Source organism: Lysinibacillus sp. DFXJR4 (genome assembly GCF_057196045.1).
Genome location: NZ_JBXUNW010000001.1, coordinates 941,663 through 968,384, shown reverse-complemented (window position 1 = coordinate 968,384; position 26,722 = coordinate 941,663). Strand labels below are relative to the sequence as shown.

At 36.4% G+C, this 26,722-nt stretch carries 22 protein-coding genes and 1 pseudogene; 6 read left to right on the top strand and 17 right to left on the bottom strand.

What is annotated here, in order from left to right:
* Positions 1–466: 466 nt before the first annotated feature.
* The 3 genes from AC2CGN_RS04880 to AC2CGN_RS04870 all read right to left on the bottom strand — a co-directional run bounded on the left by AC2CGN_RS04880 (position 467) and on the right by AC2CGN_RS04870 (position 5,793).
* The gene (locus AC2CGN_RS04880; protein ID WP_484512466.1) at positions 467–1,063 is read right to left on the bottom strand and encodes a hypothetical protein; all 597 of its coding nucleotides are present in this window, start codon (positions 1,061–1,063) and stop codon (positions 467–469) included.
* Positions 1,064–1,361: 298 nt separating this feature from the next.
* Complete coding sequence (locus AC2CGN_RS04875; RefSeq protein WP_484512464.1) at positions 1,362–2,171, bottom strand: sulfurtransferase; 810 nt, start codon at positions 2,169–2,171, stop codon at positions 1,362–1,364.
* A 10-nt stretch (positions 2,172–2,181) separates the two neighbouring features.
* Positions 2,182–5,793, bottom strand: a complete 3,612-nt coding sequence (locus tag AC2CGN_RS04870; RefSeq protein WP_484512462.1) for a dynamin family protein — start codon at positions 5,791–5,793, stop codon at positions 2,182–2,184.
* Positions 5,794–6,214: 421 nt separating this feature from the next.
* On the opposite strand from AC2CGN_RS04870, the gene AC2CGN_RS04865 reads away from it, so the two are divergent.
* Both AC2CGN_RS04865 and AC2CGN_RS04860 read left to right on the top strand, forming a co-directional pair.
* Positions 6,215–6,643, top strand: coding sequence for a DUF4183 domain-containing protein (locus AC2CGN_RS04865; protein ID WP_484512460.1), 429 nt, complete (start codon positions 6,215–6,217; stop codon positions 6,641–6,643).
* 26 nt (positions 6,644–6,669) lie between these two features.
* Positions 6,670–6,990, top strand: a complete 321-nt coding sequence (locus AC2CGN_RS04860; RefSeq protein WP_484512458.1) for a DUF4183 domain-containing protein — start codon at positions 6,670–6,672, stop codon at positions 6,988–6,990.
* A gap of 60 nt (positions 6,991–7,050) precedes the next feature.
* On the opposite strand, the gene AC2CGN_RS04855 is transcribed toward AC2CGN_RS04860, so the two are convergent.
* The 11 genes and pseudogenes from AC2CGN_RS04855 to AC2CGN_RS04805 form a co-directional block, all read right to left on the bottom strand.
* Entirely contained in the window at positions 7,051–7,776 is a 726-nt protein-coding gene (locus AC2CGN_RS04855; protein ID WP_429981243.1) for a 5-oxoprolinase subunit PxpA, read from the bottom strand.
* Positions 7,767–8,636, bottom strand: coding sequence for a 5-oxoprolinase subunit C family protein (locus AC2CGN_RS04850; RefSeq protein ID WP_429981242.1), 870 nt, complete (start codon positions 8,634–8,636; stop codon positions 7,767–7,769). Before AC2CGN_RS04850 ends, AC2CGN_RS04855 begins: the two co-directional genes overlap by 10 nt.
* Positions 8,637–8,639: 3 nt before the next feature.
* Positions 8,640–9,344 (bottom strand): 5-oxoprolinase subunit PxpB, encoded by a 705-nt coding sequence (gene pxpB / locus AC2CGN_RS04845; RefSeq protein WP_429981241.1) that lies wholly within the window; start codon positions 9,342–9,344, stop codon positions 8,640–8,642.
* Complete coding sequence (locus AC2CGN_RS04840; RefSeq protein WP_283871740.1) at positions 9,328–9,942, bottom strand: pyroglutamyl-peptidase I; 615 nt, start codon at positions 9,940–9,942, stop codon at positions 9,328–9,330. The genes pxpB and AC2CGN_RS04840 overlap by 17 nt, the downstream gene beginning before the upstream one ends.
* 9 nt (positions 9,943–9,951) lie before the next feature.
* On the bottom strand, positions 9,952–12,774 hold the full coding sequence (locus tag AC2CGN_RS04835) for a M14 family metallopeptidase (protein ID WP_484512454.1): 2,823 nt from the start codon (positions 12,772–12,774) through the stop codon (positions 9,952–9,954).
* Between the two features lie 8 nt (positions 12,775–12,782).
* Entirely contained in the window at positions 12,783–13,685 is a 903-nt protein-coding gene (locus AC2CGN_RS04830) for an ABC transporter permease (RefSeq protein WP_286926265.1), read from the bottom strand.
* Between the two features lie 4 nt (positions 13,686–13,689).
* Complete coding sequence (gene nikB / locus AC2CGN_RS04825) at positions 13,690–14,619, bottom strand: nickel ABC transporter permease (RefSeq protein WP_429986967.1); 930 nt, start codon at positions 14,617–14,619, stop codon at positions 13,690–13,692.
* Between the two features lie 121 nt (positions 14,620–14,740).
* The gene (locus tag AC2CGN_RS04820; protein WP_429981239.1) at positions 14,741–16,321 is read right to left on the bottom strand and encodes an ABC transporter substrate-binding protein; all 1,581 of its coding nucleotides are present in this window, start codon (positions 16,319–16,321) and stop codon (positions 14,741–14,743) included.
* Between the two features lie 31 nt (positions 16,322–16,352).
* The gene (locus AC2CGN_RS04815; protein ID WP_429981238.1) at positions 16,353–17,144 is read right to left on the bottom strand and encodes an IclR family transcriptional regulator; all 792 of its coding nucleotides are present in this window, start codon (positions 17,142–17,144) and stop codon (positions 16,353–16,355) included.
* Positions 17,141–18,124, bottom strand: a complete 984-nt coding sequence (locus tag AC2CGN_RS04810; RefSeq protein WP_429981237.1) for an ABC transporter ATP-binding protein — start codon at positions 18,122–18,124, stop codon at positions 17,141–17,143. Before AC2CGN_RS04810 ends, AC2CGN_RS04815 begins: the two co-directional genes overlap by 4 nt.
* Positions 18,063–19,117: pseudogene (locus tag AC2CGN_RS04805) on the bottom strand (ABC transporter ATP-binding protein). Before AC2CGN_RS04805 ends, AC2CGN_RS04810 begins: the two are co-directional and overlap by 62 nt.
* A 691-nt stretch (positions 19,118–19,808) precedes the next feature.
* Here AC2CGN_RS04805 and AC2CGN_RS04800 point away from each other — a divergent pair.
* The 4 genes from AC2CGN_RS04800 to AC2CGN_RS04785 all read left to right on the top strand — a co-directional run bounded on the left by AC2CGN_RS04800 (position 19,809) and on the right by AC2CGN_RS04785 (position 22,969).
* Positions 19,809–20,267: a chemotaxis protein CheX gene (locus AC2CGN_RS04800; RefSeq protein WP_054770406.1), complete on the top strand. Its 459-nt coding sequence runs from the start codon at positions 19,809–19,811 to the stop codon at positions 20,265–20,267.
* Positions 20,268–20,613: 346 nt separating this feature from the next.
* Complete coding sequence (locus AC2CGN_RS04795) at positions 20,614–20,736, top strand: hypothetical protein (RefSeq protein ID WP_009370491.1); 123 nt, start codon at positions 20,614–20,616, stop codon at positions 20,734–20,736.
* Between the two features lie 24 nt (positions 20,737–20,760).
* Positions 20,761–21,255: a cupredoxin domain-containing protein gene (locus tag AC2CGN_RS04790; RefSeq protein WP_283871733.1), complete on the top strand. Its 495-nt coding sequence runs from the start codon at positions 20,761–20,763 to the stop codon at positions 21,253–21,255.
* Positions 21,256–21,361: 106 nt separating this feature from the next.
* Complete coding sequence (locus tag AC2CGN_RS04785) at positions 21,362–22,969, top strand: b(o/a)3-type cytochrome-c oxidase subunit 1 (RefSeq protein ID WP_429983957.1); 1,608 nt, start codon at positions 21,362–21,364, stop codon at positions 22,967–22,969.
* Between the two features lie 41 nt (positions 22,970–23,010).
* Here the strand turns inward: AC2CGN_RS04785 and AC2CGN_RS04780 are convergent, their stop codons facing one another.
* From AC2CGN_RS04780 to AC2CGN_RS04770, 3 genes are all read right to left on the bottom strand, one after another.
* Positions 23,011–24,507, bottom strand: a complete 1,497-nt coding sequence (locus tag AC2CGN_RS04780; protein WP_484512449.1) for a carboxypeptidase M32 — start codon at positions 24,505–24,507, stop codon at positions 23,011–23,013.
* 133 nt (positions 24,508–24,640) lie between these two features.
* Positions 24,641–25,645, bottom strand: coding sequence for a serine hydrolase domain-containing protein (locus tag AC2CGN_RS04775; RefSeq protein ID WP_429990533.1), 1,005 nt, complete (start codon positions 25,643–25,645; stop codon positions 24,641–24,643).
* Positions 25,646–25,657: 12 nt separating this feature from the next.
* Positions 25,658–26,482, bottom strand: coding sequence for a MerR family transcriptional regulator (locus AC2CGN_RS04770; protein WP_429984945.1), 825 nt, complete (start codon positions 26,480–26,482; stop codon positions 25,658–25,660).
* Between the last annotated feature and the right edge of the window lie 240 nt (positions 26,483–26,722).

The following is a 26,722-nucleotide window of genomic DNA, read 5'->3' as shown; positions in this document are numbered from 1 at the left end:
AAAAATGATTAGCTCGTTAAATCTAGAATCTAATCCAAGAAACCAATTAGAACGGTACATGATTAGCGAAAGCTAGGTTCGCTATAGGAGTTGGGCATTCAAATTTCGTCATGTGTAAGTAAAGATAACCTTTACTTAGAGGTTATGTTTCGGTCATTTGAATACCGATCAGATTTCCCACACAAAGGTTTTAAACACTTCGAAATGCAAGATTGGAAAAATCAACTTGTCCATTAATACAACGAGCTCCACCTACAATTAAATAATAGCGTTTAAAACGGAGCAATGAAAAAACTACTAAAGTCCCCATTTCCCTGGTGATTAAGCTTGAAAGCACACGTTTACTTTCAATCTTAATCACCAGGTCAGCAAGCTCAGTGTGATAGCCTTAACTGAACACGGGGATACACAGAAACTTTCATAATACTCAGGTAACTTTATATAAATAATTTATTATACAAAATTATTACCTTCTTCTATTATTCCTCACATTTCTTCCTCTGTTATTCATTGCCTTTTCATTATTTTGCATATCTTTGTTTCCTGTCTTATTATTTGAACTTTCATCGCCATCATTTGCCTCATTTTTGTTATTTTCATTAGTCTTTCCTTGTTCTTTCTTTTCTGCATCATTTTTTTCACTAGTCGTTCCTAAACTAATATTTCGAACATGATACATTGCTAGACGAATAATTTCTTCTTTAGAAAAGATAGTAATATAATCGTCCGAAACTTCATCCATTATTCCTTCTAACATTTCTGGACCACCACGATTCACTTTAACCCAATGGTGTCGTAGGCTACTTACTACTGTTTTAAAATCGGGTGCAAGTAAGTATGAATCTGCGGCTGGATCTTCAACACTAAATTCCATACCATCTCTTGAGTTAAGAGTAATGCTTTTAATGTGCTGTGTTTTGTAGTAAACAATCCCATCTTTTTCTGTTAATAATACAAAATGATCGTCTTCAGCAGCCATTAACTTCCCTATACGTGATTCAGGTCCTCCCCGATCCACCCTTATAACCTTATTCATTAACGTAAGTAGAAGATTTTTATTCATTCTTTTAGCCTCCTAATGGTATTGTCTTGTTATCTATATGTGTACTTGAGTAATGGATCTATGCAAAATGCCCATTTAGGTAAAAATAATACTTTTCATCGTCATGCATCTCTTTTTCTATATATTAAAGTCACGTCTAATCAGATGTATCGCATAATTTCTTTGAAGAAATGTGCAGCCACCAATAGTAATTGAGTAACTGAGAAAATTATGCTATACACCCCTTCCTGTTGAAAGAATACCCTTCCCTAAATCTACATAAAAAAACGCCCACCATCGTGAGCGCTTTTTCCATCATTTATTCATTTGTACCCTTCTCGATATCATATTGGGTAATCCAATCACTATAGCTTCCAACATATAATTGAATATTTTCGTAGCCTTCATCAGCTAGGACAGCATATAAAGGCGATGCCGTCACGCCACTTCCACAATAGACCACAACATGCTCGTCAGGTGACACTATACCTCGAAGGCTATCATTAGCATGCAATTGACCTTCTGATTTCAATTGCTCCCAGTCAAAGTTTTTGGCCGTTGGTATATGTCCTGCTACTTTATCTAACGGCTCCACCTCTCCCCGATAACGAGCTGCTGCACGAGCATCCAATAATGTTGCCTCTACCTCTCCATCTACAATCGCTTTTACTGCTTCACGTGGCGCATAGCGTTCTTCCTGCCAGTCAAACTCAATCGTAGTTGGCGGGTATTTAATAATATCCTTGGTGAAGGTTATCTTTTTCTCAAGGGCTGGTGCACCTCCATTGGCAATGACTACATTTGGAAAACCAGCGTATGTTAGCATCCACCATGCTCTTGCTGCAAATGGTGCAGCCCCTTGATCATATACGATAATCTGATCATCATAGCTTAATCCTAATCCTTGAAAAACGGCTGATAGCTTTTCTTTGTTTGGCATTGGATGACGGCCATTGTCAGACTCCATATCCGATAAATCCTGCTCAAGGTGAATATAAATAGCACCTGGTGCATGACCTTCATCAAATGCTTTTCTTCCCGCTTCACTATCTTGTAAATCAAAGCGAGCATCTACAAAACGAACACCCTCTAATGGAATTTCCTCTACTGATTTAAATACTTTCCCCATACGAATCACCTCATGCGTATTGTAATTGCGCGTAAATCGTTTTCCAAGAAGCCAATCGACTTTCTTCTTGCAGTACAAGTCTTTCTGTAGCAATTTGCTCAAGTGCCTGATGGTAAATATGCAGACGTAATCTCTCCGCTTCCTCAGCAATGTAGGAAATGGCCCATGTCATTAATGATACTTTCTGGGCATCCAGATAATTTTGTGCATCCGGCTTTGTTAAGGCCTCTAACGCCTCACTTAATTTTACCTTTTCATTTTTCTCAAAGAATGCTTTAGCATTACGGAAGTGCGTTTTTACGCTTGAATATTTTGCATTATCAGTAAACGGCCCCTCAAAATCAAGTAAATCTGGCTCAGCTGCCTCAAAGGCTAAAAATGAGAAGCTACGGTTTAATTCTTTTAACTCACGTACTTCGTCCTTAAAGCGCAATTGCATCTTCTTACTGATAAATTGTGATAAACGGAAGTTCGTGACACGCATTTCTTGTGTGAAATCAAATCGTAAGCTTTGTAAAACTTCCTTTAAAGCATGCTCCAATGCTTGCTGTGCTGGCATTGCTGCAAATGTTGAAGGATTATAGCCTTCTTTAAAGAACTCTGGATAACGATAGTATACGCGTTGTAGAACATAGTATAATAATTCATCCAGCTCTTGCTTTGTTTCACTTTCTACCATACTTGTATTAAGTGTATTGAACTTGGATTTGATATGCTGTTCAAGTGTTGTTAATTCCTCTAAACGTTCATCCTTGCGCTTTAAGTTTTCCTCAGTTTGCGCAATTAAATCGCCCAAACGTTGCTCCGTTTTATCAACTTCCTCTGCAAGTGCCTGCACCGCTAATGCACTTAACTCATCATTTAAAAAGGTATAGAAAGCGTCCTCAAATGGTGGCATACCAGAGGATAATTCAGCTTCTTCAACTTTTTCCTTTAACGCCAACAAACTGGAAACACCGTAAAGTCGAGGGAAGCGTATGCCAAAGCGCTGCAATTCTGAACGTACATAGCCCTTTACATCCTCTTGTTCTTCCTCTGTTGTTGCCAAATCAATGGCATTAACAATAAAGAACATCTTATCTAGCTCGAACGCATCTTTTACACGACCAAGCTGAATTAAAAATTCACGGTCTGCTTTTGCAAAGGCATGATTGTAATAAGTAATAAACAAGATTGCATCAGCATTTCGGATATACTCAAACGCAACACCTGTATGCCGTGCATTAATAGAGTCGGCTCCAGGCGTATCAACTAGTGTAACACCCATGCGTGTTAGTGGACTATCATAATAAAAATCAATATTATCAACAAAACATGATTTGTTTTCTTGCGCAACAAATTTTTCAAACTCTTCTCGGTTAACACGTAACACTTTGCCAAGTTCAGATTTAAATGTTGGGAACCCTTCTTTATATGCACGAATAAATGATTTATGGACATTTAAACGCTCATCAGAAAGCTGCACAGCAAGTCCTTCATCCGCACGGTTAAAGGCTTCTTCCAATGAGGAAACAGAAAGTCCGATTGCTGCATAGGAGCCTTTTATATCCTCTAGCATTTGCTCAGCATTTTTTAGCTGTACGTCAGCTGTTTCATGTGGATGGTCTGGAGTTACAGGACGTATTTTATTAATAGCCGCAGTTGTAGGGTTTGGTGAAACCGGTAAAACCTTTGCACCCATTAAGGCATTCGAGAATGAGGATTTCCCTGCACTAAATGCGCCAAACAATGCGATGGTAAAATCTTTCTTTTGCAATCGCTCTACCTTATTCTCTAAGTAACTTGCTACTTCGGCAAAGCCCTGAACCTCTTTTACGGCGTTCGCTGTATGCAAAGCTCGTTTAATAACACCTTCAATTGGAAGACTTGTTGTACTCACAGCTTGCTGTACCTCTTCTTGTTGAACAGCTTGCTCTTTTGGCTTCAGCATCGTTTCATCGAATAATCGAATTTCTGCTAAATCCTGCTTGAATGCGTTGTCCCAGTTTGTCAGTTGCTGATTCGCTTGTTTACGAATTTCATTGCTCGCCTGGTGCATAACACTTGCACTATATTGCTGGTAGCCTTCAATTTCAAGCACAGCCTGAATAGCATTTACCTTTGCCTGCATTCCTGCCATTTTTAATTTAGATGGTGCCGCTGTTTCTGTTGCTACTGACTCTAATAATGTTGCTTGTGCATCCTTCCATTGATCTGATTCTTGAATAAAGTAGCGCTTTGTTGCCTCCGCTACACGATTAGCAAAGTTTAATACGGCATCTCCTGTTAATAAAGCACCTACTTGCACCTGCTGTTCAATCAGTGAAAATGGTAAAGCAAATGGATAGGCATCAATTGCTGAAGCTCGCTCTTCATTTAGTGCACCAACATCCTTTAAAACCTTTTTCATTAAGGCCCTTAAATGGCCTGTAATTTGTGCATGTGCTACATTTTGATAGGCATTATAGGCATCTTCTTTACGGCGATTTCGTTCTTCTTCCGTTTTTTTCTTAGCCGTAAATAAGCCACCTACCTTAAAACCTTCCTGCTGGCTCTCTAAATACAAACGTAATTTATCTCGTAAATCGGCAGGCATAATGGCTGCATTTGCAAGTAACTCCTTACGCTCCTCTTCAAATGTCTCATTCCATGCCTCTACGGAAAATAACTCCACTTGACGGTTAAGCTTATTATATTGCTCTAAAATGTCCTTATGGTTTGCCCAGTCATCCGCACTTAATACATCTTCATCTATTTCTAAACGATCCTGTCTTTCTTCCATTAAATAAGTGTCATGCTCGCTTTGTAATAAACGCAGTGTATTTGTTGCAGTTAGTACAAGCTGATCCTGCCAATCATTCATACTATCCATCACAATTTTCTTCACAGCCTCAAAATCATTGTGAGGGTGCTCAGGCTCTCTTAAAGAAGTGAAAAACACACCTTTAGGAATAACTCCCCAAGCGGCAAATGATTGATGGACAGTAGCTTTAAATTCCTCAAAGCTTAATTCATTTTCCTTATGCTTATCAATCATATTAACGATTAAATAAACATTTGGATTGTACTTCATCAACTGCTTTGTAAATTGGAAATTTAATTCAGATTGCACGTGATTGTAGTCCATTGTATAAAATACGATATCAGCAATATGAAGAGCTGACTCTGTAGACATACGGTGTGCATCATCTGTGGAGTCCACTCCTGGTGTATCCATCACTGTGACACCGAATGGTAATGTCGATGCACTGTGCCCGATTTCAATTTGAGATACTAGATCCCCATTTTTACTTAGTTCTTTCACAGTTTTAAAATCATAGCCTGCTTCAAACTTGACAGGCTTTTCATTGTGCATATAGACAATCGCATAATCTTCCTCTGATTTATGGACCTTTACTATATTAGCGCTCGTTGGAATCGGGCTAGATGCAAGTAAATTTTCACCAGAAAGTGCATTAATCATACTCGACTTTCCTGCAGAGAAATGGCCTGCAAATCCAATAACATACTCTTTTTGCTGTAATTTCCGTGCAAAAAGTGAGGTTTTATCCATACGCTCTGTATCGCCATTATGCTGATATATTATGTATTGTAACGCTGCTTGTTTTAACAGCCCCTCCAATTGCTGATCAAAATCATTCATAAAACCAATATCCCCTTTATTTTTAATCAATTTCGCCTTGGCGCTTTCAACAATGCCGTCCGGTTTTGAATTGTGAGAGCACAAAACACTTCATTTAAAGTCTACGACATCCGCCAGAGGCTTGATCTTCATTCAATGGTGTTCGTCATGAAGATAAATTATTCATATTTAGTATTCTACCTTATTCGACAAGCAAAGTATAACACTAATTTACTTTAAAAAGCATATATATCAAGGTTTCAGACGTAATATTCGTCAACACAGGCATGTTTAACCATCGATATTAGGATGCTTAACAAAAACACTTAGAATTTATTTCATATTTTAAAGGGAATGTAATGATTTCAAGCACTTCTATTTTTGCTGTATGAACTAAATAGTAGATATAGGGGCATCAATAACTAAATGAAGGGATTAACATATGGTCAACAATGGGTATTACCAGAAAATTGAACAAACATGTGAATGTGGCTGTGAAGATCGATTTGTATGGCCCCGAATAAAAGCTAGTACAGCGTCTTCCATTACACCTCCAGTCATTATTCCTAGTGGAACGATTCTTCCAATAGTGAATAGATATTTTTATATTGTTACAGCTGATATTTATCTGACAAATGGAGCTACATTAAACGCTAATCTATTTTGGGACGATAATGGAAACCAAGTAACTGCATTTACAATTTTTCAACCAATTGGGTACGTCAATTTTTTTATTAATGGTGTCATGCAAGAGGGCGGGATTTATACTATAACCCCAGCCTCCTTAGTCCTAAATGCTGATAATGCAACCATCTATAGGGGAACGCCTATTATCATCGAATCGCTCGGTTTTATAAACCAAACGACCTAATATCCTTTGGAAGGAGGTGAATAGACGTGGCGCTTTCCATTATTAATATCAATGTGAATGTTTCAGGCACTTCAACACGATTTTTTAATATTTTAGCTACACCATTAGCAATTGTAGATGGAACAACTATTGCCGCTACTTCATTTTTAAATGATAGCGGTAGTATGGCAACTACTTTTCCAATCGTAACAAATGGATACTATAATTTATATATTAATGGTGTACTTCAGGAAGATGATTCTTATACAGTTTCTGCAATAGAATTAACGTTTAATACTGTTACAGGCGCTATTTCTGCTGGTACTCCAATTATTATTGAAGCTGTTGAATTAGTAACGGTTATTTAGTTCCTTAACTAAAAATGGATGCTCTAAAAATATAGGTTTTTAGGGCATCCACTTTTATAGTTATTTGATCTGACATTTTAACTCATAGATTTTTTTTGCATAATCCAGAGCATATGGGCCGTCTCCATGTATACATAAAGTTTGAGCCGAAATGTTGATTTTCTTTTGTTGTACTGACATCACTTCATTCGACATCAAAATTCCTTTGACATGTTCAAGCATTTCAGCTTCTGTTTGAATCAATGCATTCGATTCTTGTCTACTTACTAATGTACCATCATCATTATAATTACGGTCAGAAAAAACCTCTTCATAAACTTGTAAGCCCTTATTCTTCGCAATTTCTACCATTTTACTTCCAGATAAGCAATATAAAATAAAGGTTGGATTTACATCATAGATAGCATTGACAATTGCGGTGGCCTTTTCAATATTATTTGCACTCTGATTATAGAGCGCTCCATGTGGCTTCACATGATGGAGTGAACCCTTTTCAACTGTAACAAATGCTTGCAAAGCCCCTACTTGATAGACAACCATATTGTAGATTTCCTCTGCACTAAAATCCATATCTCGTCGACCAAAGCCCTTGACATCAGGATATCCAGGATGTGCACCAATATGAACATTTTTACGGATAGCGTTTCGTACTGTCTGATGCATGATTGTATGATTACCAGCATGGTAGCCGCAAGCGATATTAATGGACGTAACATAGTCTAAAATTGCTTGATCTTTCAAAACATCATTACTTTCTCCCATATCACAATTTATATCTATGGACATACATCTTCCTCCATTAGTACAAATTTTATCGTATTAAACATGCGCATCTGGGCAACTTTATGTAAATCCTCCTCATGGATTGTGGCAATGATTGGATACCCACCTACTGTCTGGGCATCTGCCATTAAGATAATAGGCTCACCATTTTGTGGCACCTGAATTGTTCCAAACTGTGTGGCCTCTGAAAAGATATCTTTCATTTTTTTAAGCTTAAGTATCGAACCTTTTAAATAATAGCCCATTCGATTCCCACCCGAAAACTGAAAGGCAACCTGCAAGAATTGTTGTTGACTCTCTTCTGTAAATAGCTCAAAATGAGGACCTTTAAAGATTCTTACAGTAATGTCGGATTTAAATATGGGACGGAAAGGAGCATATAGTCCCCTAGTATAATGTAAGGGTTCTGCGTTCTTTCCATATAGAATACTACCTTCATTAATAGCTTCACCTACAAGGGGAAAGCATGAACTACTGCCAAGTATTGGTTCTATTTGAAAGCCCCCTTTAGGTGTAAGGTAGACAACAGATCCGTGACTTACACTTTTTATGGACAAAACATCTCCCTTCGTTAATTGAAAGGTTTTCCACATTTCGATTGGGACACCATTCAATAAACACCTACATTTGGCCCCAGTCAAGACATAGATTCCATCATCGATCGCTTCAAATTCAAAACCGCCTATAAACATTTCAAATGTCGTTTGGTTTTTTTCGTTATTTAAAATATAATGCGCTGCTTGGAAGGACACTTTATCCATAGGTCCAGAAAGAGGAATACCATACTCACGATAGCCATATCTCCCTTTGTCTTGCAGACTTCCATATACACCTTGCTTTTTTACTATAAGAAGTGGCTTCAATTGCTACACTCCTTTACTTTTTATTTCATAAAACTCCTGTTTTGTTATCTCATAAAATTGGACTTGATCTCCTAGAGAAAAAATAAAAATTTCTTTCCCATGTATATCAAATAAATTGAGAGGTGTCTTACCTATAATATTCCATCCCCCTGGAGAATCAAGTGGATAAATCCCTGTCTGTAAGCCGCCTATTCCAACAGAGCTTGCGGATACAGAGCTACGTGGCTTTCTTAAACGTGGCACAAACAACGCTTTGTCTAAATCCCCTAAATAAGGAAATCCGGGTAAAAATCCAATTAAATAGACACTATATGATTTAGACATGTGTATTTTTTTTATGTCCTCAAAAGATAAACCTGTATAATTCATCACACAATCCATATCCAAAGCAAATTCCTCATCATAGCAAATCGGAATTTGCAATTTGCGACTTATTACTTCATTATCTTTAGTAGCAACTTGCATGATAAGCCATTGCTTTTGTAAAAAATTAATATCTATCGAATCTTTCGTTTGCTTAAGATAGGCTGTAACCGTATGATAGCTAGCGACACTTTCAATAAGGTTTTGTTGTAGATGTTTTTTCAAGAAACGGTTGAATTGTTGGACTGCCTGAAAATTTTCTTGTGATATTTCCTCCCTAAAAGCAAAACGAATTGTGTGTTGGCTAATCCACATAGTATGAGGAAAATCAATTTTTCGCTGCACGAATTGTCTCCTCAATACAGAGTTTAATGCATGTTATTAAATCCTGGATGTTCCAACCTGGTATTTTACCATGCTGGATTGCCAATTCAAATGATGCAGGAATATGGATGAATCCCGCTTTAACTCCTTCATTCTGTTTTGCATAAGCTAGTCCCTCATACATAATATTATTGCATAGATAGGTACCTGCTGTATTTGAGATTTCTGCTGGAAAGCCCTCTTTTTGTAAACGATTCACCATATTGCGAATAGGTAAATTTGTTAGATAGGCATCTGCACCATTCTCATAAATACTTTCATCAACTGGTGTATATCCGTTATTATCTGGCTCACCATCTTTTACATTAATGGCAATTCGTTCAGGTGTAATTTTATACCGTCCACCAGCTAATCCTAAAGAAATGATCATCTGTGGTTTTACTTCATCAATATACTGTTTCAATTGATCGGCAGATTGCTGAAAATCTACCGACAATATACGTCCAACTATTTCGTAACCATGCATTTCTTTGTTACTTAGTGCTTCTACAATTTGCATGGTTGGATTAATTTTATAATCAAGAAATGGTACAAATCCTGTTAATAGTATTTTTGTCATGTTATTCACCTAAATTTCTATAGGACGTTGCTTTATCGGCCATCCATTTTTATTTTTTTTATTCACTAGTGCAGATACTGTAGCTTGAATAATAGCTTGATTGAAAAGCTTATGAGCCTGAATACATGAATTTAATTCCTCATCATATACAATTTCATCTGCCACTTCAGAAATTATATCTAGTGCCACCCATTGAGGGTAACGCAAAATACTAACAGATGAATATGTTGGTGTCACTTCCATGCTTCGGTAAAAATTTATATTAGCCATTTCTTCAATTGGATACTTTTGAGGTTCCCATTTCGTACCATATTTATAATATCGATCGCGCCAGTAGGCATTATCTTGAGCGAAGGTTGTCCCTTCAAAAATAGCATTCACTTTTTCAGCTATATGCTCTAAATTTTTAGCCTGAATCTCCTTTGTCTCACTATCTGCATAGCGACCAATTCCATATATCTTTGCGCTTGGTAACGTGTAGGAGACAGGAAATATCGGTGGGCAAGCATATCCTGCAAAAGGCTGTACCCATTCTCGTGCAGGAATTCCATGATCGTCAATCATAACATCCGGTGCCCATTTTTTTAATATAATTGGTAAAATATTGGCCTCTCCAAATACACTTTTTTGAAATTTCACATGAGCAAATTCTAACCCTACTGCATTATATCTCGCAGCATGATGCTTCCATTTTGGATGCTCTTGTGTCAACATTTTCATAATCTCATAGCCATCTGGGTTTGCTAGAGGAATGACGATAAAATTAATTTTCTTTAATAGCTCAGGCTGCTGACGTATAACATCCTCCATTAACTCTAAAATAGCGGGTGTACTAGATACTTCATTAGGATGATGTCCTGCTTCAAAAATAATAGTATGCTTTTCATTCGATTTCTTTAATCCAGAGAAATATTCACTTGTAATAGGTTCTGTAACTTCAAAAAAAGGAATCAAATTCCCCTTATAGGATAAATCGGCATAATTTATCTTAACTTCAGGAAAATTTTTGTATTTGCTCGTTAATTGATAAGCATCAATTATTTTATTTTTTAATTGCTGCTTCACAGTGACTACTTTGTGCGTAGTTCCTACATAAATATCTGCACGATCAAATTGACCAGTTTCATCAAAAACAATTCGCTTAGTTATGCAGTCTGTGCATTCTCTTTCATGCCATTGATACACCTTTACAAAACTATAAATAGGGTCATAAATATCTTCCTGCCTATGAATATATGGAATAACTCCTCCAGGTGCTTTAAATGGTCTATTAACCATTTGATTACCTAATGTAATAAAGTAATCGAGAGTATTAAAATATAAATCTTCATACAATGCCTCGAATGATGAGTTAGCTTCTTGTTTAACAGGTAGCTCTTCTTCAATTCCCGAAGAAGTAAAGTCAATTTCAATTCTATCAAATAATGGAAAGAGTTGTCCTTGGTTGACATTACTTTTATCAATTGATAATTTTTTCTCCATACGTGGTAAATAATCATTAATATAATATTTATAAAAACGCTCCCGATCAGACAACACGGCTTTTTCTTGAATAATATCCTCATCTTTAAATAATCGATAGCCCGCTGTTGTTGGGTATGTTTTTTTATTGTTATCGACGTAATCTAATTCGCTAATAAGGGGATTTAGTACAGCTACTAATAAATCATCTACATAAACGCTATAAACATGCTGTTGTGTACATGAAATTTCAAATTGCACATTTTCTTTTGGTACTCCATACTGTAATTCGATTAATTCATCAATTGGATACAGTTCCATGATCCATCTATTCCGTTGTTCTAATCCTTTTTTCTTACTGCCATCCTTGCAAATAATTTTCACCTGTGTAAAGGGATTTTGAACAGAAGGGAGAACTTCCTCTAAAATCCAATATAATCCTGTTTTAAATGCAGAGCGCACTTTAATCGACTTTAATTTAGGAAATTTTTTAGACAAATCTAAACCATATCGATCTCGATTGTCCTTTATTGCAGTCATATAAATTTCTGCATCTACTAATAGTTCTTTTTCTTCTTGAAGTGCACTAATTATATACGATGCTTCGGATTGGTCTTGCCATGATTCTTCATATAAAAGTTGCGCTTCATTAACTTGTTTTTCATTGAATTCCCAAATACCAAGTAAACCACCTTCGGAAAAATGCTTTTCTTTAGCAATCGAATGAAGAGTAGTTGGTAGACTTTCTTTCGTTCCCAAAATATGAATTGTATTTTGATCAACAAGCTCCATCCTATTTTTCGTTCCATGCTTAATGGCGATCGCTAAATGACGTTCATCCTGAGTCACTACAGGAAATGAAACTGAAGTTGAATACAAACCTAAGCGAAGTCCAAGATAACAAATTTCTTTTAACATAGCATGGCTCTTAATGTCTAGCTGTACATTAATTTGTACGCTTAAATGCTGTAAGGGATGTGCTTCATCCTTTTCACCTGTACCATAGGCTGACCAAAGGTGACATAAGCTATTATAGTAGGTAGATGATGCTGTTTCATTACTATTCGTAATACCTTCACTGGCTAAATCCCTTAGCAAGTCTGATAATGTTTCCTCTGTTTCATAATAAACAATGAAAGTAGAATTCTTTTTCATCATGTATGTTGTATGATGCGGATAAAATATCATTGAATAGTTTTGATTGGCTGATTCAAATAAATCAAAATCAATTTCATTGGATTCTAAGCCTAATCGTACACAAAAATCAATTAACCCTAATGGTGCAAGGTGTGTAGGTAAATCTATATATAAAGATGGTTTTTTTAAGGGTTGGTCCTTATTAAATAAACTAGAATATATAGTAGTATTCACATGATCACCTAAACTTTCATATTCGGATCTAAGCGGTCTCGTAGCCAATCTCCTAATAAGTTAAACCCTAATACTGTTAACATAATCGCAATACCAGGAAATACCGAAATCCACCATGCAGATGTCATATAATTTCGACTATCCGCTAACATTCCACCCCAGGAAGGCACAGTAGGTTCAACGCCTAAACCTAAAAATGTTAAAGATGCCTCTAATAAAATGAACTCTGCGATACACATTGTCGCTAATACTAAAATAGAAGATGCAACATTCGGTAAAATATGCTTAAGAATTATTTTAAAATGAGTCCCTCCAATAGCTTTGGCAGCTTGAATGTATTCTTGCTCTTTTAATGCTAAAATTTCTCCACGGATTAATCTTGCAAAGCTAACCCAATATGTAAGTCCAAGAATAATAATAATTTTCTCAATGCCTGTACCAAAAACACTCATAATCACGATAGCTAATAGGATAAATGGTAATCCCATTTGAACTTCAGCTAATCGCATAATTAAATCATCCATCCATTTGCCGAAATAACCCGATATAATTCCTAAAAACGTGCCAAGAACCAAAGAGATTGCAACCCCACAAATACCAACTAAAAGTGAGATACGTGCACCATAAATAATTCTACTTAATAAATCTCGACCTACTTGATCTCCCCCAAGTAGATATTGCGATTTACCTGTGTCATCTATCCACCTGGGCATATCTAGACGATGCCCTAAACTTGCTGCACCAGGATCGTATGGAGCAATATACGGTGCAAAAATGGCACAAAGTACAGAAGCTAGTACTAGTAACAATCCAATTATTCCTGTTGGGTTTTTTTTGATAAAGTTCAAAACCTTTATTATTTTGCTTTTCTTTTTTGTAGTCACTGCCACTGTCTCGATTGCCTGTGTCATTTAATTAGTCACCTCTTCCCGTTCTTATTTTTGGATTAATTAACGAATAACATAAATCAACAATTAAATTGACCAAGATCATTAATAGTGCTAAAACAATAACTCCACCTTGTACAACCGGATAGTCCCGCTGATTAATGGAATCAACAATCAAACGGCCAATGCCTGGCCATGAAAATACTTGCTCTACAATAACTGCGCCTCCCAATAGACCTCCAAACTGCAAACCAACAAATGTCACTGTAGGTAATAAGGCATTTCTAAATGCATGTCTTATGATTACGAGCCATTCTCTAATTCCCTTAGCTCTTGCAGTTGTCACATATTGCATTTTAAGTACCTCTAGCATTGATGTACGAATTAAACGTACTAATATACCTGATAAAATAAGACCTAATGCAATAGATGGTAAAATTAATGAACTAAACCCATCAAATCCTGATACAGGAAGCCATTTTAGCTGTACAGCAAAAATTAAAATCAACATAAACGCTAACCAGAAGTTGGGGAATGAAATACCTAGCAATGAAAAAATACGGCCAAAAATATCAACGGGTTTGCCTTTATATACAGCCGATAGAATTCCAATTGGAACAGCGATTAACAACGCAACAGCCATACCACCAAAAGCAAGTACAATGGTTGGCCAAGCTCGTTCCAACAGCAAATCTAGGACTGGGCTATTTGAGCGATAAGACGTACCGAAATCAAGCGTTATTAAGTCTTTCAAAAAAATAAAATATTGTTCCCAAATTGGTTTATCCAAGCCTAATTTAGCCGTTAACTCATCAATTGCCTGCTGTGATGGTTCACCTGCACCGAACATGATACTTACGGGATCACCTGTTAAACGAATCGAGAAAAATATTATTAATGAAACTGCAATTATCACCAATACTGTATGCGATAAACGTCTCAATATATAGGAAAGCATAATTCCATCCTCCTTACTTAAATCAATTTCGCCTTGGCGTAATTGTAGCTGCCGCTATGCTTTCGATACTGAATGAAGATAAAAGAGATAGTATGCAAGCATACTATCTCATAGTTAGTACTTACTCGACAGTAACGCCTTCAAATCTAAAACGACCATCATGCGGAGGTTGGAAATTTTTCACTCTCTTATTTACTCCGTAAATTTCCACATCTGAATATAAGTTCACTTCAGTTGCATCTTCATGTAATACTTCTGTTAACTCTTTAAAGATTTTTAAACGTTCTGTGCTATCATTAGTAGCTCGTTCTGCAGATAATAATTTCTCAACTTTATCGTTTTTATAAGACGGGTTCCAGAATTCTCCCTCGTGATACATTAAATAGGCTGTATTATCGAAATCTAAAGTCCAGCCACCCCAGCCATTTTTATACATCTGTCCTGCTTCACCTTTTGGAATTAATTCAGATTGGAAAGTTGTATTCTCCACACTATTAATGGATACTTTTAAGCCTACTTCTTCTAAATAGAAGGCTACAGCTTGCGCAATCTCTTTAAATGTTCCGTCTGTACCAGGGATATAAAAATCTAAAGTCGTTCCCTCTGCAATATTTGCTTCAGCAAGAAGTTTTTTCGCCTTTTCAGGATCATATGGATATGGTTGTAAATCTTTGTTATAGCCAAAAGAAAGTTCACTTTGGAATGAGCTAATTAAGTTACCATAACCACTTAAAATTTCTTTCACAATTGTTTCCTTATCAATGGCATAGTTGATGGCTTGACGAACACGAACATCGTCTACAGGTGCTTTTGCTGTATCAAAGCGAATAGAGTATGCGGTAGGCGTTGATACATCCATTAAAGTAACGAAATCTGTGCTTTCTGCTGTCGCAGCTTGAGAAACTTCTAAGCGTGTCATAATATCAATATTTCCGGTTTGTAATTCTGCTAAGGCTGTCGCTGTTTCTGGGATAACCTTGAATGTTACTTTATCCAGTTTAATTTCGTCTTTATTCCAGTAATCCTCATAACGTTCAACAACAACCTGTTTATCACGCTGATAATCTGTCATTTTGAATGGGCCTGTACCTACAGGATTCATATCAAAGTTCTCAGCTCCATGCTCTTCAATGTATTTTGGTGGAACAATTACGGCACCATAACCAGATAATTTTGTTAATAATACTGGGTCAATTGTGTTAAGATACATTGTTATTTCATATTCACCATCTATTTCAACACGATCAATCGATGTATAGTTTGAATATTGTGGTCCTTTTTGACCCTCTTCACCTAGTAAACGATCAAATGTAAATTTAACCGCTTCTGCATTAAAAGGTTCCCCATCATGGAAAGTAACACCTTGACGTAATTTAAATTTAATTGTTTTATCATCTACGTATTCCCAAGATTCTGCTAACCCTGGTTGAATTTCTAAATCGAGTGAACGGCTTACTAAACCTTCAAATACTGATGTTGCAACCGTACTCCAAGCAATTAAATATGTATCGATTGGATCCCAGTTTTGCGGGTCACCCGGGACACGTACGACTAATTCATTGCCACGTGCTGTTGCTGAATTTTCTCCAGAAGCCTTTCCACTTTTTTTATTATCACCTTCTGTTGATGCTCCGCCACTACATGCTGATAATAAAAGCATCATACATACTAGTAGCATTGTTATCCATTTGTGTTTCTTCATTCTGTACATCCCCTTTGTTGTATTGTTATTTTTATAAGCCATAAGGATATGGCATTGAATAACCTAATTCAGCTGAGATTGAAGCCGCTGTACTCCATAATCCCTCTAAAAAAATATCAATTTTCTCTTTAGGTAATAGTGATTCTATGCCTGCGATACTGATAGAATATTCTACTTCTCGATTACTACCAAAAATCGGTACTGCTATTGATACGGTCCCTTCCTCTAATTCTGAAACACTGTAGGCATACCCATTAGTTTTTCCAAACTCAATATGTTCATGGATTTCCTTGTCTGTAACAGGTGTTCCACTTGCATATTTTTTACGCGGTTTCTGTAGCACATTATTTATTTTTTCCTCTGATTGGAAAGATAAAATGATACGTGAACAAGCACCTGCATATAGTGGCGCTCTTCTTCCCACTCGTGTATATAAAAGAACGGGTTTTAAGCTTTCAATTTTTTCAATGTAAAGACCATCAGTTTCATCTATCATTATTAGTTGAACTGCCAAATCAAATTTTTGCTGTAACATTTTCATATACGGCATAGCAAGCGATCGAATTTCAATAGAGTTGGATGCAATGGCTCCCAATTCTATTAATTTATTTCCCAGCAAATAATGATCACTCAGTACTAATTGACTACCACTTTGAACATAAGGACGCTTTAACACACCTAAATCTGTAAATGTCTTCAAAAATCTATGTAAAGTAGGTTTGGGAATATCTGTTACATTGGCTAGTTCATCTAAACGCCATGAAGGTTTTTCTTCAGTAAATAATGTTAAAATATTAATTCCTTTTTCTAGTGTTTTACTCATAATTTTCGCTCCATTTTCTCTTCATAAAGTAAACAGGATACGTTATGGTCATGCTTTTCACTAATACTTTTTAAAGTAGGAGGCGTCACTTTACATATCTCCATGCAATTTGGGCACCTTGTATGGAAGGTACAACCAGAAGGTGGATTTGCTGGATTCGGAACATCTCCTCTAAGCATGATTCGTTCTTTTTCTTTTGAAGGATGAGATTTTGGTAATGCCGATAGTAATGCTTTTGTATAGGGATGTTTTGGATTATTAAATAATTCATGCTTGTCCGCTACTTCCACTATCTTTCCTAGATACATCACCCCAATGCGATCACAAAAGTGATGGACTACACTTAAATCATGTGAAATGAAAATATATGTAAGATTCATTTCTTTTTTCAAATCTTTCATAATGTTCAATACCTGTGATTGAATAGACACATCAAGAGCAGAAACAGGCTCATCTGCTACAATGAGTTTAGGATTTGTCACTAGTGCCCTCGCAATCCCAATACGCTGTCTTTGACCACCTGAAAACTCATGAGGATAACGCTCTAGTTGCTTTTGTGTCAATCCCACTTGCGCAGCTACTTCATAAACACGTTGTTTTCTTTCTTCCTTTGTACCAATCTTAAAATTAACCAAAGGCTCTTCAATAATTTTAAAAACCTTCATTCGAGGATTAAGTGAAGCAAATGGGTCTTGGAAAATAATTTGCATATCACGTCGCTTTTGGCGCACTTTTTTGTGACTAAGGGTTGCAATATTTTCCCCATTCAGCAAGATTTCACCCTCTGTTGGTGTTAATAGCTGAATGAGTGTTTTTCCCATAGTGGACTTACCACAACCTGATTCACCAACTATCCCAAGAACCTCACCTTCATTTACAGTGAATGAAACATCATCTACCGCTTTTAAATAATCCACCTTAGATCCTTTTAATGGGAAATATTTCTTTAGGTGCTTTACTTCTAATAATGGACTGGCCATTTACATTCCCCCTTCTAAATCAACATTCTCTTTCTCATATAACCAGCATTGTACTTTTGTGCCAATATTAGTTGTAAATAAACTCGGTTTATTTCTGCATTTATCCGTTGCAAACTCGCATCGATCGAAAAATCTACAACCCGAGGGCATATCCGCTGGTGCTGGTACTACTCCATCGATTGATGGTAGGTATTCTTGTTCTACCTCAATATCTGGTAATGAGTTTAAGAGACCCTTCGTGTAAGGATGAAGTGGATGATTAAACAAATTCAGAACTGTTGCCTCTTCAACAACTTCTCCAGCATACATAACAATCACTCGTTCGCAAACCTCAGCTACGACCCCAAGATCATGGGTAATTAAAATAATAGACATTTGGAGTTTCTCTTGAAGATCTTTCATCAACTCCAGAATTTGAGCCTGTATAGTCACATCCAATGCGGTAGTAGGTTCATCAGCAATTAATATTTCTGGTCCACAAGCCAATGCCATGGCAATCATAACTCGCTGACGCATCCCTCCTGATAATTGATGAGGATATTCATTAACTACTCTCTCTGGACGAGGAATTCCAACAAGTCGAAGCATGTCAATAGCACGTTCATGTGCTTCTTTTTTAGAAATATTTTCATGGCTGAGAATCATTTCAACTATTTGTGAACCCACTTTGTAAACTGGATTCAATGAACTCATCGGCTCCTGAAAAATCATTGAAATTTTTTTTCCACGTATTTTTCGCCAATCTTTTTTTGATTTTTTGTTTATTTGAGCTTGATCTATGTATATATCTCCATTTTGCCAATCGACACCAGGAGGTAACAATCCCATTAGTGATAGTGATGTCATACTTTTGCCGCAACCTGATTCACCAACAATTCCTAAAGTTTTACCTTTTTCAAGTTGTAATGATATGCCGTTGACAATGGTAATTTCCTTTTTATCTTGTTTAAAACCAATTTTCAAATCTTTTACTTCCAAAATATTTACGCCCATTTTTGACCCCCGTTCCAAAATATGAAAAGCGATTTCATTTTTTAAAATGTTACAGAAAAATTTTCATAATTTCAATAGATTTCAGAAAAAAATAAATATTTGTTTTAGTTAAATTATTCTATCAAAACAAAATAATCTTCTCTCATTTGTAATTTTTTTGTGAAAATCTTAATCAGGTTCGTTTTCTTTCCTGCTAGTCATTGGTTCATCTTCTACCTAATTTCTTTTTTGGTTGAATGTTGAGGCGGGCGTATTTTAACTGAATTTTACTTTTGGTACAGATAAATTAATAACTGTTTAAAAGAAAGGATTAATAAATTTTTTCCATAAAAAAAGAGTATGACTCAACAAACTACATTGAGATCATACTCTTTTTAAAAATGAGCTAAACATCTAGCGTTTTTATTATTTTAAATGTGCAGTCGCCTGTTTCATGACGTATTTTCCTACTCCAACATAGATTACCACTGCAGCTCCAATAAATACGAAAGTCATTGCTGACCGCTCCTTTTAAATAAAAATTTTGAATTAAAAACAACGTTTTGAAATGAAAAAAGCACTAATTGATTGAATTTGAAAATCATTCTCATTAATATAATATAAATTTCCCTTTAATTCGTCAAGACATACTTTCATCTTACCCTTTTAACATGGTAAGATGTAGAAAAGTCGGAAAAAGGATGCGGTAATGATGAGTAATTCGAAGTACTTTCAAACTATTTTAAACGGGACAATTCATGCTTTAAAATCAATTCTACCCATGGATATTGAAGTGAAAACGCCAAGTATTATTTCAGAACCTTTCCAACAGCAGCAAATGGGCGTATTAATTGGCTTAATTGGAGATTTAAAGGGCCGTGTCATTATTGATTCTTCTCCTGAAATATTTAGTGGCATCGGTAATACGATGTTCGGAATGCCGCTTGAGGGAGAAATGTTAGAATCCTTCACAGGGGAATTTGGTAATATGATTGCAGGTAATTTATGTACTACTGTAGGAAAAGAAAGCTTAGAAATTGATATTACACCTCCAACTGTGATGGTTGGCAATACAAAATTGTACGGGTTCGAAAAAGCGTTTGTACTCCCTGTTACAATTCCTAGCATTGGTGCATTAACAGTTCTATTAACAATTGAGGAAGAAGCGTAGAATTTAAGAATCTTCAACTGGTCCAAATGATATATCCTATGCTACTGTGTCGAGCATTTATGAATACGTTCTGCGCTTTGCATTCGTTGCATCTAAAGGCTTACACAAAATTTTAATTAGTAAAATTTCTTGAAAAATAAGTAGTTTTGATAAAAATAACGCCAAACTCTATACAACAGAAGCTATCTCAATGACTTTTGAGATAGCTTCTTTTTTATTTAAGCTTATATTTCACACTTTTTTCACATAATCCCCTCCATTGTGTGATTTTTTTCACATCTAAAAAAGATTTATTTTTATATTATGGCAATAAGAAAGATCACTATAAAGCGGAGGAGGAGCAGAAATGGCAAATAAAAAGAAATCCGACGAGAATTTGAAAGGGTCACTCTATGCAGTATTTGGAGTAGGCATCATTATTATCTTGCTTTGGGTGTACTGCTTCGATTTGTTCATCGGACGTTTTTAATCTACTAAGAAAGGACAGAGACATATGCACATACATAAGTATGAGAAGTATTGGCTTGTGTTTGGAGTCACTACTTTAGTAGCATTCCTAATTATTCTCGGCATCGGCGCATTCCATCAAGGTTCACATCCGAACAACGGTAAAAAAACACTAGATTATGAGAAGGTAAAGGAATTTGCGCCTTTTGATAATCCAGGTGTTCATAAAGTGGAAGGTAAAGATTGGGATTATGAGGTTGTTGTTTTAGCTTCTGCATTTTATTACAACCCTCCTGTCATTGAAGTTCCACTTGGAGCAAAAGTTAAATTTATCGCAACAAGTGAAGATGTGATGCATGGCTTTGAGGTTGCAGGTACAAATATTAATATGATGCTTGAGCCTGGTTATATTTCTGAATATGTAACAAAAGTAAATGAAGTAGGCGAGTTTTTAATTGTATGTAATGAGTATTGTGGTACTGGACATACAATGATGCACTCTATGCTAAAGGTGGTGGATCCAAATGAGTCTCAACAGTAATTTGACAATGGATCGGCAAATAAGCGATAAACAACTTGATCTCCATACCCAAACGAGTCTCAACAGTAATTTGACAAAAGTGGATCGTCGTGATGCAAAGCTAGCAATGGCACATATTTACGTGGCTTTTATCGCATTATTATTAGGTGGTCTTGCAGGATTATTACAGGTTTTCGTACGCTCTGGTCAATTTACATTGCCAGCGGGCATAGGCTATTATCAAATTTTAACTGTACATGGAGTATTACTCGGTCTTATTTTAACAACATTCTTTATTTATGGTTTCCAGATTGCTAGTGTTAGCCGTACTTCAGGGACATTTTCAGCTAGTCAACGACGCCTAGGCTGGATCGGATTTTGGTTAATGACCATTGGCACAGCCGCTGCTGCTGCAATGGTTTTACTGAACAAAGCAACTGTTTTATATACATTTTATGCTCCACTAAAAGCTCATTGGATTTTCTATTTAGGCCTGACATTAGTCGTGGTTGGTTCTTGGGTTGGCGGCGCAGGTCAAATTTTACGATATGTACAATGGCGGAAAGAGAACAAAGGAAGCGGACAACGTAGCCCATTATTATCATTTATGGTTGTTGTAAATAATTTAATGTGGTTTGTGGCAACATTAGGTGTTGCTGTTTCTGTTCTATTCCAGCTACTTCCATGGTCCTTAGGTTTTATCGAACGTGTTGATGTAGCATTATCACGTACATTATTCTGGTACTTTGGTCATGCACTTGTATACTTCTGGTTATTACCAGCTTATATGATTTGGTATGTCATAATCCCAAAAGTTATTGGAGGGAAAATTTTCTCAGATTCATTAGCACGACTTTCATTTATGTTATTTTTAATCTTCTCTGTCCCAGTTGGGATTCATCACCAATTAACAGAGCCAGGGATTGATGGAACATGGAAGTTTATTCAGGTGGTTTTAACATTTGCAGTAATCGTACCATCCTTAATGACAGCCTTCTCTATGTTTGCCATGTTCGAATTACGTGGCCGTGAATTAGGTGGTAAAGGGCTTTTCGGTTGGTTTAAAAAATTACCATGGAAGGATGCTCGCTTCTTTGTACCATTTATCGGTATGGTGTCATTTATTCCTGGTGGTGCAGGTGGTATTGTAAATGCATCCTACCAAATGAACCAATTAATTCATAATACAATTTGGGTGACGGGACATTTCCATTTAACGATTGCAACAGCCGTTGTTTTAACTTATTTTAGTGCTGCCTTTTGGTTAATACCGCATTTAACAGGTCGTACACTCACAAAATCATTAAACAACCTCAGTAATTTTGCAGGAATTTTATGGGCTGTTGGTATGACAATTATGTCTGGAGCAATGCATATTGCAGGTTTAATTGGGGCACCTCGTCGCTCAGATTACTCAGAATATGGTGGCGCTCAGCAAGCCTATGATTGGATTCCATATCAAATTGCGCAGGCAGTGGGCGGAACTATTCTCTTTATCGCAATCTTAGTGATTATTTATATCGTTGTTAAATTAGCTTGGTTTGCACCTAAGGGTGAGGAAGAATTCCCAGTCGGTGACGTACATGAACAAAGTGGCCCAACACCAGCTATTTTAGAGAATTTTAAAGTATGGGTTGTTATTTTAGTCGCATTAATTTTATTTGCTTACACAGTTCCAATTATCGATATTATTTCAAATTCACCACCAGGCTCAAAAGGCTATCAGTTATGGTAAGAAAAAAGCGATTTCTCTGTATTCGAGAAATCGCTTTTTCTTTAAAGTTTATATAATGTTGTGTACTTGTCTTGTAGATAGTTTGCTAAATAGTTGGCATTTAAGGTCTCTCCTGTCGCCTCTTGCAGTAATTCAAACGGCTTTTTCAAAGCACCATATTGATGGACCTTATCTGTTAGCCATTCTCGAATTGGAAGGAGCTCCCCCTTTTCCAGCAGCTCATCAAAGTTTGGAATATCTTTATCCATGGCATGCTTCCATTGTGCAGCATAAATCATTCCTAAGGCATAGGATGGGAAATAGCCAAACATGCCTCCAGACCAATGCATATCTTGTAATACCCCTTGTGCATCTGTCTCAGGTCGGATACCTAAATACTCCTCGTACTTATCATTCCATACTTGCGGGAGATCCTTTGCCTGCAAATTGCCATTAAATAAATCACGTTCGATTTCATAGCGAATCATAATATGTAATGGATATGTCAGTTCATCCGCTTCAATACGAATAAAGGATGGCTCCACCATATTAATGGCACGTAGGAAATCAGCCAATGCTACCTCCCCAAACTGTGCTGCTGAAAAGTGCTGTAATCTTTCGTAGTTATGCTCCCAGAACTTTTCATTTCTACCGACAAAGTTTTCATAAAATAATGATTGGGATTCATGAATTCCCATTGATGTACCGGTTGCTAACGGCAAACCATCCAGCTTTTCATCAATATTTTGCTCATACATCGCATGACCACACTCATGAATCGTACCGAAAATCGCTGAGCGGAAATCGTTTTCATCATATTTTGTGGTAATTCGATTATCACCATGATTTAAGCCAATCATAAATGGATGTACACTTTCATCTAAACGTCCTGCATCAAAATCATAGCCAAGCTGTGCTAGCATTTCTAGTGATAATGCACGTTGTGACTCACGAGGAAAGTGCTTAAATAATACGCTTGTCTCTGGTTTATTGGGTGAAGCTGCGATTTTTTGTACAAGTGACATAATTGTTTGACGTAATTCACCAAAGACATGATCTAACACATCTGTCGTCATATCTGGTTCATATAAATCTAGCAGGGTATTATATGGGGAGCCATTTTTTATACCCCAATAGCCAATAAATTTCTTCTGCCAGCTTATGATTTGTTCTAAATAAGGTAGAAATAATGCGAAATTATCAGTTGCCTTAGCTTCTTCCCAAGCTGTTTCTGCTTTAGATTGAAGAATAACGTATTCCTTATATTCATTTGGTGGTATTTTCTTATTTTGATCGTATTTTTTACGCACTTCCTCTACTAAACGTAGGGTTACGAAATCAAGATCAGCCTTTTTTGACTCTAGTGTATTCAATAAGTCTCCTAATTCTTCACTAGTTTCCATATCAAATAAGGAGGCTGATAATGTTCCAACTACCTCTGAGCGTTGTGCTAATCCTTTTTTTGGCGCACCTGTACGCATGTCCCAATAAATCACATTCAGTGCTTCCTCATAATGCTTCATTTTCTTCACATAGTCTGTAAATTGTTGTACAGTCATGCTATCATCCTCCTTTTTCACGCTATTAGTTTATCATATTTTCGAAAATTTTGTATATTATGGACTTTGTGGAAGTATAAGAAACAAAGCCCAATCCGTTTTTCGGAAAGGACCTTAATGGAATGTGAACCATTTAGTCATGTATCATAGGAAGTATATGTTCTTTAATAAAGATCCATCTATCCTTTGGCTGCAACATAAATTCTGATGCAATGGCAACCACCATATTCAGCTGAGGTATACAACAAATTATATTTCCTCCATCCCCTATTGCGGAATAAGTAAAGAGGTCAGCATCTTCTCTTAGCCACCATAAAAAGCCATAATTGTTTGGGTTCCTCTTCGTTGAATCTGTTATCCAATTCTTCGAAAGAATGCTGTTATTCCCCCATGTGCCATTGTTTATATAAAGATAACCGAAACGTGCCATATCACGTGTTGTAAGGGTTAACCCCCACCCTCCTGTAGAAATACCGTTTGGATCATGCACCCATCCTTTCACGTTTTTTCCGAATAAATCATCAAACTCATAGGCCCCCATTTGAAAATCAGGTATTTCTTTCATACCAAGTGGTTTAAACAAATGCTCATTTGCAAAAGCTCGAGCACTTTTGCCTGTGCTTCGCGTTATAATAGCAGAAAGTAAATGGGCTCCAGCAGTAGAATATTTAAAAGTACCTAAATCTCCCTCATTCCCCATACTATCAAGGATATACGTTACCCAATCCTGTTGTTGGCATAGAACATCAAGTGGCTCATGCCAGTCCTCAAAGGGATAGGGTACTGTCATTGTAAGAAGATGGCGAATCGTAATATGTTGTTTGTACGAATCTACAGCATTATATTCAGGAAAAAAATCCAGCACCTTCTGTTCAGTGCTTTGAATATATCCTGCCTCAATTGCAATACCGATAAGAGCAGATATGATGCTTTTTGTAACAGATGCTACATGCTGCATATCATCTGGTCCTTTATCATTAAAATATTTTTCATAGGCTAAATAGCCATCTCTAACAATCACAAGACCATTTATATTGCTATAGTCATTTTTTATAATTGATTCAAGCTTTGAAAGCTTATCACTGTTCACTCTGACGATTTCCGGCTCAATCCCTTGCCAATTAATGGTTTTTCGCATAATGACCTCCAATTATTTTTTCTTTATGGGAAAATACACCTCTGTCACATAATTCTCAGGGCTCTTTGTTTGATTTGGGTCTGTTAGATATACTTCATATGGTGGCTGTATTAATTCATAGCCCTCATGATCTATCCACTTCATCAAATTAGCATATACAGAAGTTAATTCTGGATAAGCTCCCTTTATGATTGATTTGGCACAAAGTCTACCCGGTAAATCTCTCGACCCATTTACAACCTCTTTAATTGGAATAGCAAACTCTGTATCATTGCCAGCAGGATTATAGTCAGGACTATGATAAATCGTCATTGGCTTACCAAGTAATGTAAGTTTTTTCGTCGCAATCTTTTCATATAGCTCATTAAAATACCTGCCATATCCAATCGCATAATCATCACTTCTCATCATTAGTCGCTTAAATAAAATATTCATCGGCTTTGTTTCTACAAGCTGTACTTCAATATCATCAAGATATGACATGATTGGTACGCCCTTTTCTAAGTCTGAAATATCATGATTTAGTTGCTGTAAAAGATATTCAAACGCCTTTAGTTTTTCCTGTATTTCATTCCTTTTGCGATGAAGAGTAATACAAAGCTTTTCTTCGGACTGATCCTCCTCTAACTCCAAAATTGTTTTAATTTCTTCTAGCGAAAAATGATAGGATTTTAATCGGTTGATAAAAAGCATTCTTTTTAATTGCTTAATCGAATAATATCGATACCCATTTTCAGTGTTGATCCCATCAGGTTTAATCAACCCAATCTCATCGTAATATCGAAGGGTTTTTGTAGAAACACCACATATTTTCGAAAATTCCCCAATTGATAACACAACATCACCTCACTCCATTCATTTATACACCTTCCCCTTAGGGCAAAGTCAATCAGGATTTATGAGTATAGCAATCGTTCTATCCATCACTTTTATGATTCTATCCGTCAGTTTTCTTTTTCTATCCACCACTTTAACTATTCTATCCAAAACAAAAGAAGCTCTCTTCATTTAAAGAGAGCTTCCTATTCTATATAAATTCGGGGAATTTTTACTAGCTTTCAAGTGTAATGTTCGGTT

Bases quoted from the DNA above. Each gene is read 5' to 3' on its own strand.
- AC2CGN_RS04880 (WP_484512466.1), bottom strand. From the start codon at position 1,063: ATGAATAAAAATCTTCTACTTACGTTAATGAATAAGGTTATAAGGGTG.
- AC2CGN_RS04875 (WP_484512464.1), bottom strand. From the start codon at position 2,171: ATGGGGAAAGTATTTAAATCAGTAGAGGAAATTCCATTAGAGGGTGTT.
- AC2CGN_RS04870 (WP_484512462.1), bottom strand. From the start codon at position 5,793: ATGAATGATTTTGATCAGCAATTGGAGGGGCTGTTAAAACAAGCAGCG.
- AC2CGN_RS04865 (WP_484512460.1), top strand. From the start codon at position 6,215: ATGGTCAACAATGGGTATTACCAGAAAATTGAACAAACATGTGAATGT.
- AC2CGN_RS04855 (WP_429981243.1), bottom strand. From the start codon at position 7,776: ATGTCCATAGATATAAATTGTGATATGGGAGAAAGTAATGATGTTTTG.
- AC2CGN_RS04840 (WP_283871740.1), bottom strand. From the start codon at position 9,942: ATGACAAAAATACTATTAACAGGATTTGTACCATTTCTTGATTATAAA.
- AC2CGN_RS04830 (WP_286926265.1), bottom strand. From the start codon at position 13,685: ATGACACAGGCAATCGAGACAGTGGCAGTGACTACAAAAAAGAAAAGC.
- nikB (WP_429986967.1), bottom strand. From the start codon at position 14,619: ATGCTTTCCTATATATTGAGACGTTTATCGCATACAGTATTGGTGATA.
- AC2CGN_RS04820 (WP_429981239.1), bottom strand. From the start codon at position 16,321: ATGAAGAAACACAAATGGATAACAATGCTACTAGTATGTATGATGCTT.
- AC2CGN_RS04815 (WP_429981238.1), bottom strand. From the start codon at position 17,144: ATGAGTAAAACACTAGAAAAAGGAATTAATATTTTAACATTATTTACT.
- AC2CGN_RS04810 (WP_429981237.1), bottom strand. From the start codon at position 18,124: ATGGCCAGTCCATTATTAGAAGTAAAGCACCTAAAGAAATATTTCCCA.
- AC2CGN_RS04800 (WP_054770406.1), top strand. From the start codon at position 19,809: ATGAGTAATTCGAAGTACTTTCAAACTATTTTAAACGGGACAATTCAT.
- AC2CGN_RS04795 (WP_009370491.1), top strand. From the start codon at position 20,614: ATGGCAAATAAAAAGAAATCCGACGAGAATTTGAAAGGGTCACTCTAT.
- AC2CGN_RS04790 (WP_283871733.1), top strand. From the start codon at position 20,761: ATGCACATACATAAGTATGAGAAGTATTGGCTTGTGTTTGGAGTCACT.
- AC2CGN_RS04785 (WP_429983957.1), top strand. From the start codon at position 21,362: ATGGCACATATTTACGTGGCTTTTATCGCATTATTATTAGGTGGTCTT.
- AC2CGN_RS04780 (WP_484512449.1), bottom strand. From the start codon at position 24,507: ATGACTGTACAACAATTTACAGACTATGTGAAGAAAATGAAGCATTAT.
- AC2CGN_RS04775 (WP_429990533.1), bottom strand. From the start codon at position 25,645: ATGCGAAAAACCATTAATTGGCAAGGGATTGAGCCGGAAATCGTCAGA.